Here is an 11760-nt window from a genome sequence, read left to right as displayed (position 1 = left end):
GGGATCTCGAGCCGGTCGTTCTCGACGCGCCGCTGCGGGAGGAAGCCGCCGAGCGCCTCGCGGCGCTGCTTGAGGTACTGCACCTCGGCGGAGTCGTCCGGCGGCCGGTAGAACGGGGTGGCGGCGATCTTCTCGTCGGGGATGGGGATGTTGAAACGATCGCGGAACTCGCGCAGCGCCTTCTCGCCCATTTTCTTCTGCTGGTGGGTGATGTTCTGGCCTTCGCCGGCCTCACCCATGCCATAGCCCTTCACGGTCTTGGCAAGGATGACCGTCGGCCGGCCCTGGGCGTTGTGCACCGCCTCGTAATAGGCGGCGTAGAGCTTGTGGGGGTCGTGGCCGCCGCGGTTCAGGCGCGCCACGTCCTCGTCCGACCAGGACGCGATCTTCTCCTTCAGCTCCGGATACTTGCCGAAGAAATGCTCGCGCGTATAGGCGCCGCCCTTGGCCTTGAAGTTCTGGTACTCGCCATCCACGGTCTCCAGCATCAGCTTGTGCAGCAGGCCGTCCTTATCGGCCGCCAGCAGCGGGTCCCACAGCGCGCCCCAGATCACCTTGATCACGTTCCAGCCGGAGCCGCGGAACATGCCCTCGAGCTCCTGGATGATCTTGCCGTCGCCACGCACCGGCCCGTCGAGCCGCTGCAGATTGCAGTTGACCACGAAGATCAGGTTGTCGAGTTTTTCGCGGTCGGCGATGTCGATCGCACCCAGGCTCTCCGGCTCGTCCATCTCGCCGTCGCCGCAGAAGCACCAGACCTTGCGGTCCTTCATATCGGCGATGCCACGGTTGTGCAGGTACTTCATCAACCGCGCCTGGTAGATCGCCATGATGGGCCCGAGGCCCATGCTCACGGTGGCGAACTGCCAGAAATCCGGCATCAGCCAGGGATGCGGATAGGACGACAGGCCGCGGCCCTTGACGTTCCTGGCCACTTCGGAACGGAAGCGGTGCAGGTCGTCCTCGGTGAGACGGCCCTCGAGATAGGCACGCGCATAGATGCCAGGTGCGCTGTGGCCCTGGATGTACACGAGGTCAGGACCGTTCGGATGATCCGGGCCCTTGAAGAAATGATTGAAGCCGACGTCGTACAGCGTGGCCGCCGAGGCGAAGCTGGCGATGTGGCCGCCGACGCCGGCGTGCTCGCGATTGGCGTTGATCACCATCGCCATCGCATTCCAGCGGATCAGCGAGCGAATCTTCCACTCGATCGCGTGGTCGCCCGGCGAACGCTGCTCGCGGTGCGGCGGGATGGTGTTGACGTAGGCGGTGTGCGGCGAGAAGGGAATGAAGGCGCCGGAGCGGCGCGCGCGCTCGATCAGCGCTTCCAGCAGGAAATGGGCGCGCTCGGGGCCTTCGCGCTCCAGTACCGCGTCGAGGGCTTCGATCCACTCGCGGGTTTCCGTCGGGTCCAGGTCGGCTCGCAGCGCCGGATCTTCTCCGCGCGCGCGGCTCTTGCCGTCGGCCATGTCGTATCTCCGTTGCGCTGTCGCGCCGCCCCTCTTAAGGGCGGCACCAGCATCCGGTGTTCCAGCCCGTGCTGCCTCGTCTCTTATGACGAGAAGCCCGGGCCGGGCTATCCATGACTCTAACAGCCCGGCAGGCTCAGCACCAGTAAAGAATCGCGTGCAAACCCTGAGGCATTACGGCCGGCGTCAGCAGTCGCCGAGGCGCTTGCCCTGCATGCGCGTGACCATCTCGCCCTCCTGGGTCTTCATGCGCATGACGCCCTCGAAGCGCTCGGCGTATTGTGTCATCTCGCCCGTGCCCTGCATGGCGTTCTCGCCGGTGCAGCTGAAGCTCCAGCGCATGGTGTTGCCGCTGCGCTCCATCTTCCCCGCCTTGCAGCCCTCGGGCAGGGTCTGGCCGGGCGGCAGCGCCTGTTCCTTCGGATCGCTGGTTTTGTGGCAGTAGGTCAGGGTGTGCGGCGGCATCGAGGTGCCGGCAATTTCCATGACCTGCGTCACCTGCCACTGGCCGGGGCGCATGTCATCGCCGGCATGGGCAGCGGGCGCCGCCAACGCGGCTGCGGCCAACAAGAGAATGGATTTTTTCTGCATGGCGGTCTCCCGTTCAGCGAACGGCGCGGGGGTGAGGGGCCCAGTATAAGCGACTGGCCGACTATTTCCCTATGCAGAAACTGGCGAAGATGCGGCCGAGCAGCGCGTCGCTCGTGACCTCGCCGGTGATCTCGCCCAGCGCCTGCTGGGCCTGGCGCAGTTCCTCGGCCACCAGCTCGCCCGCACGGCGCTGCAACTGTTCGCGGGCGCGATCCAGCGCGGCGTTCGCGCGATCCAGCGCATCCAGGTGCCGCCGCCGGGCGATGAACTCGCCCTCCGCCGGCTGGTAGCCCATGCATTGCTTCAGGTGCTCGCGCAGCGCATCCACGCCGGCGCCGGTGAGTGCACAGATGCGCAGCACGTCCTGCCCGTCTTCGCGCGCAAGCCCGGGCGGGTTTCCGCTCAGGTCGCACTTGTTGCGCACCAGGGTCAGCGCCAGATTCGGCGGCAGGCTGTCGAGGATGGCGCGCTCCGCGGCGGTGACGCCGGCACGGTCGTCCACCAGCAGCAGCACGCGGTCGGCCTTTTCGATCTCGGCGCGGGCGCGGCGCACGCCTTCCTGCTCGACGGGATCGGTGCTGTCGCGCAGGCCGGCGGTGTCGATCACGTGCAGCGGCAGGCCATCCAGCGACAGGCGCTCGCGCAGCACGTCGCGCGTGGTGCCCGGGATCTCGGTGACGATGGCGGCCTCGTAGCCGGCCAGGCGGTTGAGCAGGCTGGACTTGCCGACGTTGGGCTGGCCGGCCAGCACCACGGTCATGCCCTCGCGCATCAGCGCGCCCTGCTGTGCATGCCGCAGGATGTCCGCAAACCGCTGCTCGATGGCCTGCAGCTGCTTGCGGATCTTGTCGTCGGAGAGGAAATCGATCTCCTCCTCGGGAAAGTCGATGGCGGCTTCCACGTGCATGCGCAGGCGGATCAGCGCCTCGACCAGTTCGTGCACCTGTTTGGAGAACTCGCCCTGCAGCGAGCGCAGGGCCGCGCGCGCGGCCTGTGCGCTGCCGGCGTCGATCAGGTCGGCGACGGCCTCGGCCTGTGCAAGATCCAGCCGGTCGTTGAGGAAGGCGCGCTCGGAAAACTCGCCGGGCCGGGCCAGCCGCGCGCCCAGCGCCAGCGCGCGCTGCAGCAGCAGGTCCTGCACCACCGGGCCGCCATGGCCCTGCAGCTCCAGCACGTCCTCGCCGGTGTAGGAGTGCGGCGCGGGGAAGAACAGCACGAGGCCGGTGTCGAGCGCGCTGCCGTCCGCGTCGCGGAATTTCGCCAGCGTCGCCAGCCGCGGCGGCGGCACGCGCCTGCAGAAACCGCGTGCGATGTCCTGCGCGCGCGGGCCGGAGATGCGCAGGATGCCGATGCCGCCGCGCCCCGGCGGCGTGGCGATGGCGGCGATGGTGTCGGTGGGGGGCAGGGGCATCGCGGAAAGTTTACCCCCCCTCCCTCTGGGAGAGGGTTAGGGAGCCTCTGATCCATTCTCTTCGTCATTCCGGCGAAAGTCGGAATCCAGCGACTTTCAAGGCTCTGGACCCCGGCGTTCGCCGGGGTGACGAATGAATCAGAGTTTCCTTAGGGAGAGGGTGTTATTTCGCGGTTTCCTCGCGCTCGATCTTGCGCGTGATGTACCACTGTTGCGCGATGCCGATCAGGTTGCTGACCAACCAGTACAGCACCAAACCCGCGGGGAAGAAGCCGAAGAACACGGTCAGCATGATCGGCATCGCCATCATGATCTTCTGCTGCATCTCGTCCATGGTGACGGCGGTGCCGGAGAGCTTCTGCTGCGCCCACATGCTGACGCCGAACAGCACCGGCAGCACCCAGTACGGATCCGGGGAGGACATATCCTGGATCCACAGGATGAAGGGCGCCTGGCGCAGCTCGACGCTCTGCAGCAGCACCCAGTACAGCGCGATGAACACCGGGAACTGCACCAACAGCGGCCAGCAGCCGGCCAGCGGGTTGAAGCCTTCCTTTTTATAGAGGTCCATCATCGCGCGCTGCATGCCCTCGCGGTCGTCGGCGTAGCGCTCCTTGATCTGCTGGATGCGCGGGGTGAATTTCTTCATGCGCGCCATCGCGCGGTACTGCGCCTCGGACAGTTTCCAGAACGAGAGCTTGACCACCAGCGTCAGCAGCACGATGGCGAAGCCCCAGTTGCCGACCAGCCGGTGCAGTTTTTCCAGCAGCCAGAACAGCGGCTTGGCGAGGATGGTGAGCATCCCGTAGTCCACCGTCAGATCGAAGCCTGGCGCGACGTCGGCCAGGCGGTCCTGCAGCTTCGGGCCGATGAAGAGCCGGGTCTCGAACACGGCTTGCGCGCCGGGCGCCACGGTTTGCAGCGGCCCGACGTAGCCGGCGACGTAGGCGGACTGCCGCGCGCCGGGAATGGCGCGTGGCTTGGCGTAGAAGCGGTGCGTGTCCTGCGCCGGCGGGATCACGGCGCCGATGAAGTAGTTCTCCATCACCGCATTCCAGCCGCCGGTCTGCTGCAGGCTGACCGGCTCTTCCTCCAGATCCTCGAAGCTGGCCTTGGTGAAGCGGTAGCTGCCGCCGCCGTTCTTCTGCTCGTAGTAGCCGACGCCGTGGAAAGTCTTGATGAAGGGCGGATCCTCGGACTCGCTGTGCGGCGTGCGCCAGAACTGCACGTAGGGACTGAGCGTCCAGGCCTCGCTGGCGGCATTGCTCACCTCGTGCCGCAGGTCGATCTGGTAGTCGCCACGGTGGAAACCATAAACCTTGGACACGCGTCGCCCCTGTGCGTCCTGCCAGTCGAGGCGCACCTCGAGCCGGTCCTGTCCCTCGGCCAGCGCGTACTGCGCCTGCACGGCCTTGAACAGGCTCCGGTGCGAGGGCGCGGTCTCGGCGGCGTCCACCAGCCCGCTCTGCACGATGAAGAAGTTCGGCAGGCGGTCGTTGAGCAGGTGCAGGTTCTGCTCGGGCCGCGTCTTCGATACCGGGATGCCGATCAGCTCGGCGCGGCGCAGGTCGCCGCCGTAGGTATCGATCTCGACCCGCAGCACGTCGGTGGTCACGAGCACGCGGCCGGCGCTGCGCACCACCTCGCCCGGTGCCAGCGGCGCCTCGGCGCCCGGCTCGGCGGCGGGTGTTGCACTCGCCTGGGGCGCGGCCGCGGCGGGGCCCGGTGCCGGCAACTCGCCATCCATTTCCGGCGTGGCCGGCGCGGGCGTCTTTTCCGCGTAGGCCGGCGGCTTGGGGGCGTGATCCTTCTGCCAGGCCTGGTACATCAGGAACAGGATCGCGGCCAGGGCGCAGAACAGGATGAAGCGGCGGTTATCCATGGGAATGGCTGCAGTGTTGATGTTGGTTTTCGGTATCGTTCGAGCCGGGCACCGGATCGTAACCGCCTGGCGCCAACGGGTGGCAACGCGCGAGACGGCGCAGGGCCAGCCCGCTGCCGCGCAGCACACCAAAGCGCAGCACGGCCTCGTATGCGTACTGCGAGCAGCTCGGATAGTAGCGGCAGCGCGGCCCCAGCAGCGGGCTGAGCGCACGCTGGTACAGGCGGATCGCGAACAGGATCAGGGCGCGCATGCTTCGGCCATTCTGCGCCAGTGGCGGGCCAGGCTTTCGCGCAGCGCCGGCGCCGGCTTGCCGCCGGCCGCGGCGCGCGCCATCACCACGATGTCGCGGGCGGGCAGGCCGGCGCGGTGGTGACGGAAGCTTTCACGCACCATGCGCTTTACGCGGTTACGGTCCACGGCGCGGCGCAGATGCTTGCGCGCCACCACGAGACCGAGGCGCGGCTGTCCGGTGATGCTGGGTGAAGAAACGAGAGTGAAACAGGCATCGCTCTGGCGCTGGCCGCTGTCGAGCACCTGCTTGAATTCACGCGGCTGCGTGAGCCGCGCCGCTTTCGGAAAAGCGTGTCCAGACAATCGAATCAGTGCGCCGGCCGCGCGGCCAGCGGCAGGGTCGATCAGGGCGTGAGCCGGGCGCGGCCCTTGGCGCGGCGGCGGGCGAGGACTGCGCGGCCGCCCTGGGTGGCCATGCGCGCACGAAAGCCGTGAGTACGCTTGCGGTGCAGATTGCTGGGCTGGTAGGTGCGCTTGGACATGGGAATCTCCGAAAGGCTGGCGGGGGCGCCGCCACGCGCGGCAGGACGCGCGGAAAGGGCGCCATTCTGCCGGTGTTTGGCTGCTTTTTCAAGGCAATAGCAGGGCCGCCGCGGCTCTGTGGATAACTTTTCCGGTCCGCGCTAGACTGCCTGCCGTTCCCGCCGACGAATGCGCCCGGCCACGACCGGGTGACGGCGCCTTTCCGTTTCGCAGTTGGCGCCGGCGGTTCCATCATCTCGTGTCCCGCGGCCACGCGGCGCTTTTCGCAGGAGAGTTTTCGGTGTCGCTTTGGCAACTCTGTGTCCGCCGTCTGGAGTCCGCGCTGGCGGACAAGGACCTCAACACCTGGATCCGGCCGCTGCATGCGGTCGAAGCCGACGGTCGCCTTGAACTGCTGGCCCCCAACAGCCTGGTGCTGGACAAGGTGCGGCAGAACTACTTGGGGCTGATCCGCGATGCGCTCACCGAGCTGCTGGACGGCCGCACGCCCGATGTGTCCTTGCGCGTCGGCACGCTGCCCACGACCCGCCGCGCCCGCGTGGCCGAGGAAGCGGAGCCGGCAGCGCCGACCCACGACAGCAAGCTCGATCCGCGCTACCGCTTCGACACCTTTGTGGTCGGCAAGGAAAACCAGATGGCGCGCGCGGCAGCGGAACAGGTGGCGGACAACCCGGGCCTGTCCTACAACCCGCTCTTGATCTACGGCGGGGTGGGCCTGGGCAAGACCCACCTGATGCACAGCGTCGGCAACCGCATCCTCGAGCGCAAGCCGCGCGCGCGGGTGCTGTTCGTGAGCTCGGACCGCTTCACCAATGACTTCGTGGCCGCGCTGCGCCACAAGAAGATGGACGAGTTCAAGAACTTCTACCGCTCGGTGGACGCACTGCTGATCGACGACATCCAGTTCCTGGCCGGCAAGCAGGGCACACAGGAGGAGTTCTTCCACACCTTCAACGCACTGCTCGAGGGCAAGCAGCAGATCATCCTCACCTGCGACCGCCTGCCCAAGGAGATCGACGGCATGGAAGAGCGGCTCAAATCGCGCTTCCTGTGGGGCCTGTCGGTCGGCATCGACCCCTTGGAGCTGGAGACGCGCGTCGCCATCCTCATGAACAAGGCCGAGCGCGCCGGCCTGGCGCTGCCGCAGGAGGTGGCCTTCCTGATCGCCAAGCGCGTACGCTCCAACGTGCGCGAGCTGGAAAGCGCTCTGCATCGCCTGACCGCCAGCGCGCAGTTCACCGGCCGCGAGATCACCATCGACTTCGCCAAGGAAGTGCTGCAGGACATGCTGTCGGTCTACGACCGGCAGGTGACCATCGAGACCATCCAGAAGACGGTCGCGGCCTACTACAAGATCCGCCAGTCGGACCTGTTGTCGGCCAAACGCAGCCGTTCGCTGGCGCGGCCGCGGCAGATCGCGATGTCGCTGTCCAAGGAACTGACCAACCATTCATTGCCGGAGATTGGCGAGGCCTTCGGCGGCAAGGACCACACCACCGTGCTGCACGCCTGCCGCAAGATCCAGGAATTGCGCGGCAGCGACACGCGCATGGACGAGGATTACCTCAACCTGCTGCGTACTTTGAGTCAGTAATAAACCGTGGATCAGTACCTGCCACGGCTGTGCACAAGCTCTGGATGATTTCAGGCCGTTGCCTCATGCACGCGTCGTGTACGGAATATCCACAGTGTGTGCACGCACAGGCCGACGCGCGAACCACCGGATTGCGCTAGCCGACCATTAACGCAACTTATTGATATCATTGTCGAAATAATAGTTACCCACAAAACCACCGGTAAACCATTATCATCGCTTTCATCTCGATCTGATTCATTAAGACAGGGAAGCGGAGGCAGAGGAGACTCATGAAATTCCAGATCCCGCGCGGTGAAATGCTCAAAGGCCTGCAGACCGTGATCGGCGTCGTGGAACGTCGACAGACCATGCCGATCCTGTCCAACCTGCTGCTGAAGGCCGACAAGCAGGGGCTCACGCTGGCGGGGACCGACCTCGAGCTGGAACTGGTCACGCGCGTGCCGGCCAGCGTCAAGCAGGAAGGCGCGACCACGGTGCCGGCGCGCAAGCTGTTCGACATCTGCCGTGGCCTGCCCGAGGACGCCGAGATCAAGTGCGAGCTCAAGGACCAGCGCCTGACACTGTCCTCGGGCCGCAGCCGCTTCGTCCTGTCCACGCTCAATGCCGACGAATTCCCATTCCTTGAGGAGATCAAGGAAGCGAAGTCTGTCAGTGTGCCCAAGCCGGCGCTCAAGCAGCTGCTCGACCGCACCCACTTCGCCATGGCGCACCAGGACGTGCGTTACTATCTCAACGGCCTGCTGCTGGTGGTCCGCAAGGACCGCATGCGTGCGGTCGCGACCGACGGCCACCGCCTAGCGCTGTGCGATGCCACCGGCAGCCTGCCGGTGAGCGAGGAGATCCAGGTGATCGTGCCGCGCAAGGCCATCACCGAGCTGCAGCGCCTGCTCGACGGCGGCGAGGAGCCGGCCAGGCTGGCGTTTACCCCCAACCACCTGCAGATCACCCTGGGCGAGACGCGCTTCACCACCAAACTGGTGGACGGCCGCTTCCCGGATTACGAGAAGGTCATCCCGATAGCCGGCGACAAACGGCTCACCGGCCGGCGCGAAGCGGTGCGGCAGGCCTTGGCGCGCACCGCGATCCTGTCCAATGAGAAATTCCGCGGCGTGCGGCTCACGCTCAAGGACAGCAAACTGCGGCTGCAGGCGCAAAACCCCGAGCACGAAGAGGCCGAGGAGGAGCTGGAGGTCGAGTACGAGGGCGCGCCGATCGAGATCGGTTTCAACGTCACCTACCTGATGGACGCGCTCGGGGGGCTGGAGGGCGAGTCCTTCACCCTCGACCTGACCGGCCCCGACGCCAGCGGCCTGATCAAGGAAAAGGGTTCGGATGCCTGCCAGTACGTGGTGATGCCGATGCGGCTGTAAGGCCGTATGCGGAACCGGGCGCAACGGGGGCGGGCAACCGCCCCTTATTTTTTGTAGGACGCGCGGCAGCGCCCCCTCTTTATACTTCGCGCATGCACCTGACCGAACTGCGTATCCGCAACTTCCGCTGCATCGCCGAGGCGGAGCTCGCACCCGGCGCCGGCATCAACCTGATCATCGGGGACAACGCCTCCGGCAAGAGCAGCCTGCTGGAGGCGATCTATTTCCTGGGCCGCGCCCAATCCTTCCGTGGTACGCCGAGCGACCGCCTGATCCGCAGCGGTGCACGCACGCTGTCCGTATTCGGCCGGGTGCGCAACGGCACCGGGCTGGAGACGTCGTTGGGCGTCCTGCGCGGCGACCGGCACAGCCGCATCAAGATCGGCGCGCGCGAGGACGCCGGCATCGTCGAGCTGGTGGCGGCGCTCCCGGTGCAGGTGATCGACCCGCGCCTGCACCGGCTGCTGGAGGAGGGGCCCGAGCAGCGCCGGCGCTTCCTCGACTGGGGCGTGTTCCACGTGGAACAAGGGTTCTACCCGGCGTGGCTGCGCTACCAGCGGGCGCTGCGCCAGCGCAACCGCACGCTGCGTGCCGCCGCGCCCGCGGCCGAGGTCTGCGCCTGGGATGTGGAGCTGGCGCAGCAGGCGGAACAGATCGATCGGGTCCGGCGGCGCTATCTGGGCGCGCTCGACGAGGTGCTGCCCGGGATCATGCTGCGGTTGTTCGATGCCGCCGCGGTCACCGTGGAGTATGCGCCCGGCTGGCCGGAGGGGCAGACGCTGGCTGCGGCGCTGGCCGCGGCGCTGGTGCGCGACCGCGAACTCGGCTTTACCCATCTGGGGCCGCACCGCGCCGACCTGCGTATCCGCCTGCACGGGTTGCAGGCGCGCACCCGGGCCTCGCGCGGCGAGCAGAAGCTGATCTCCGCAGGCCTGCTGCTGGCGCAGGCCGAGTTGCTGCGCCGCCGGCGGGGGTGCCTGCCGCTGCTGTTGATCGATGACCTCGCCGCGGAGCTGGACGCACGCTCACGCGCGCGATTGTTCGACGCCATCCAGACGCAGGGCGCACAAGCCTTCTTGAGTTTCCTGGAGCCGGGCCAGATCCCAGACGGCGCAGGCGGCCACCCCATGTTCCACGTGGAACATGGGCAGGTCAGGCGCAGGGCCTGATGCTACAATTGCGCATGTTCTCCGCTCATCAAATCCACGCCGCCGACAACGCGGCGCCGCCGCCCTCATGACTGAAACTCCGCACACGCAGGCCGGTGCGACCGCCGACGAAGATCGCTACGATTCCTCCAGCATCACCGTCCTCAAAGGGCTGGACGCGGTGCGTAAGCGGCCGGGCATGTATATCGGCGACACCGAGGACGGCACCGGCCTGCACCACATGGTGTTCGAGGTGGTGGACAACGCCATCGACGAGGCGCTGGCCGGCTACTGTTCCGAGATCGAGGTGATCCTGCATTCGGACCAGAGCGTCACCGTCATCGACGACGGCCGCGGTATCCCCGTGGACATCCACGCGGAGGAGGGACGCTCGGCGGCCGAGGTCATCATGACCGTGCTGCACGCCGGCGGTAAGTTCAACCAGAACTCGTACAAGGTCTCCGGTGGCCTGCATGGCGTCGGCGTCTCGGTGGTAAATGCGCTTTCCGACCTGTTGCAGCTGCGCATCTACCGCGAGGGCAAGGCCCACTTCCAGGAGTACCGGCTGGGCGTTCCGCAGGCGCCGCTGGCAGTGGTCGGCGAGACCGAGCGCCGCGGCACCGAGATCCGCTTCCACCCGAGCCCCGAGATCTTCAAGAACATCGAATTCCACTACGACATCCTGGCGCGCCGGCTGCGCGAGCTGTCGTTCCTGAACTCGGGCGTGCGCATCACGCTCACCGACGAGGCCGGCGGCCGCAGCGACACCTTCGAGTACGTCGGCGGCATCAAGGCTTTCGTCGAGCACCTGAACCAGAGCAAGACGCCGCTGCACCCGACCATCTGCTACTTCAAGGCCGAGAGCCAGGGCATCACGGTCGAGGCGGCGATGCAGTGGAACGACTCCTACCAGGAGAACATCTACTGTTTCACCAACAACATCCCGCAGCGCGACGGCGGCACGCATCTGGCCGGTTTCCGTGCCGCACTGACGCGTACGCTCAACGCCTACATCGAGAGCGAAGGGCTGGCGAAGAAGGAGAAGATCGCCTTCACCGGCGACGACGCGCGCGAGGGCCTGACCGCGGTGATCTCGGTCAAGGTGCCGGATCCGAAGTTCTCCTCGCAGACCAAGGACAAGCTGGTATCGTCCGAGGTCAAGGGCGTGGTCGAGTCCACGGTCAACGAGAAACTGCAGGCTTTTCTGCTGGAGAACCCGCGCGAGGCGCAGACCATCGCCGGCAAGGTGGTGGAGGCGGCGCGTGCGCGTGAGGCGGCGCGCAAGGCGCGCGAGCTGACCCGGCGCAAGGGCGCACTCGACATCGCCGGCCTGCCGGGCAAGCTCGCCGATTGCCAGGAGCGCGACCCGGCCAAGTCCGAGCTTTTCATCGTCGAGGGCGATTCCGCCGGCGGCTCGGCGAAGCAGGCGCGCGATCGCGAATATCAGGCGGTGTTGCCGCTGCGCGGAAAGATTCTGAACACCTGGGAGGTGGAGTCGGCCGAGGTGCTGGGATC

11 protein-coding genes are annotated in these 11760 nt (G+C 66.8%); 4 read left to right on the top strand and 7 right to left on the bottom strand.

Features of this window, described 5'->3' with window-relative positions:
- The 7 genes from aceE to rpmH all read right to left on the bottom strand — a co-directional run.
- A partial coding sequence (aceE, locus tag VNJ47_04250; GenBank protein HXG28042.1) for a pyruvate dehydrogenase (acetyl-transferring), homodimeric type occupies positions 1–1469 on the bottom strand: 1469 nt, incomplete at its 3' end.
- 186 nt (positions 1470–1655) lie between these two features.
- Entirely contained in the window at positions 1656–2060 is a 405-nt protein-coding gene (locus VNJ47_04245) for a DUF3617 family protein (GenBank protein HXG28041.1), read from the bottom strand.
- Between the two features lie 61 nt (positions 2061–2121).
- Positions 2122–3471, bottom strand: a complete 1350-nt coding sequence (mnmE, locus tag VNJ47_04240) for a tRNA uridine-5-carboxymethylaminomethyl(34) synthesis GTPase MnmE (protein HXG28040.1) — start codon at positions 3469–3471, stop codon at positions 2122–2124.
- Positions 3472–3634: 163 nt separating this feature from the next.
- The gene (gene yidC / locus VNJ47_04235; GenBank protein ID HXG28039.1) at positions 3635–5353 is read right to left on the bottom strand and encodes a membrane protein insertase YidC; all 1719 of its coding nucleotides are present in this window, start codon (positions 5351–5353) and stop codon (positions 3635–3637) included.
- On the bottom strand, positions 5346–5606 hold the full coding sequence (yidD, locus tag VNJ47_04230) for a membrane protein insertion efficiency factor YidD (protein ID HXG28038.1): 261 nt from the start codon (positions 5604–5606) through the stop codon (positions 5346–5348). Before yidD ends, yidC begins: the two co-directional genes overlap by 8 nt.
- Positions 5594–5950: a ribonuclease P protein component gene (gene rnpA / locus VNJ47_04225; protein HXG28037.1), complete on the bottom strand. Its 357-nt coding sequence runs from the start codon at positions 5948–5950 to the stop codon at positions 5594–5596. The genes yidD and rnpA overlap by 13 nt, the downstream gene beginning before the upstream one ends.
- Before the next feature lie 41 nt (positions 5951–5991).
- Positions 5992–6129, bottom strand: coding sequence for a 50S ribosomal protein L34 (gene rpmH / locus VNJ47_04220; protein HXG28036.1), 138 nt, complete (start codon positions 6127–6129; stop codon positions 5992–5994).
- A gap of 281 nt (positions 6130–6410) precedes the next feature.
- On the opposite strand from rpmH, the gene dnaA reads away from it, so the two are divergent.
- From dnaA to VNJ47_04200, 4 genes are all read left to right on the top strand, one after another.
- Complete coding sequence (dnaA, locus tag VNJ47_04215) at positions 6411–7724, top strand: chromosomal replication initiator protein DnaA (GenBank protein ID HXG28035.1); 1314 nt, start codon at positions 6411–6413, stop codon at positions 7722–7724.
- Positions 7725–7996: 272 nt separating this feature from the next.
- Positions 7997–9097 carry a DNA polymerase III subunit beta gene (gene dnaN, locus VNJ47_04210; GenBank protein ID HXG28034.1) on the top strand — a complete coding sequence of 367 codons (1101 nt, stop codon included), beginning with the start codon at positions 7997–7999 and terminating at the stop codon, positions 9095–9097.
- Between the two features lie 92 nt (positions 9098–9189).
- Positions 9190–10266 (top strand): DNA replication/repair protein RecF, encoded by a 1077-nt coding sequence (gene recF / locus VNJ47_04205; GenBank protein HXG28033.1) that lies wholly within the window; start codon positions 9190–9192, stop codon positions 10264–10266.
- 67 nt (positions 10267–10333) lie between these two features.
- Positions 10334–11760, top strand: a 1427-nt coding sequence (locus VNJ47_04200; protein HXG28032.1) for a DNA gyrase subunit B, incomplete at its 3' end; no start/stop codon positions are given.

The sequence above is a fragment of the Nevskiales bacterium genome (assembly GCA_035574475.1).
Lineage (GTDB): Bacteria > Pseudomonadota > Gammaproteobacteria > Nevskiales > DATLYR01 > DATLYR01.
Note: the sequence above shows the minus strand (reverse complement) of the source record. Positions and strands in the feature narration are given on the sequence as shown.

Coding starts and splice junctions, on each gene's coding strand:
- VNJ47_04245 (HXG28041.1), bottom strand. CDS start 2,060: ATGCAGAAAAAATCCATTCTCTTGTTGGCCGCAGCCGCGTTGGCGGCG.
- mnmE (HXG28040.1), bottom strand. CDS start 3,471: ATGCCCCTGCCCCCCACCGACACCATCGCCGCCATCGCCACGCCGCCG.
- yidC (HXG28039.1), bottom strand. CDS start 5,353: ATGGATAACCGCCGCTTCATCCTGTTCTGCGCCCTGGCCGCGATCCTG.
- yidD (HXG28038.1), bottom strand. CDS start 5,606: ATGCGCGCCCTGATCCTGTTCGCGATCCGCCTGTACCAGCGTGCGCTC.
- rpmH (HXG28036.1), bottom strand. CDS start 6,129: ATGTCCAAGCGCACCTACCAGCCCAGCAATCTGCACCGCAAGCGTACT.
- dnaN (HXG28034.1), top strand. CDS start 7,997: ATGAAATTCCAGATCCCGCGCGGTGAAATGCTCAAAGGCCTGCAGACC.
- recF (HXG28033.1), top strand. CDS start 9,190: ATGCACCTGACCGAACTGCGTATCCGCAACTTCCGCTGCATCGCCGAG.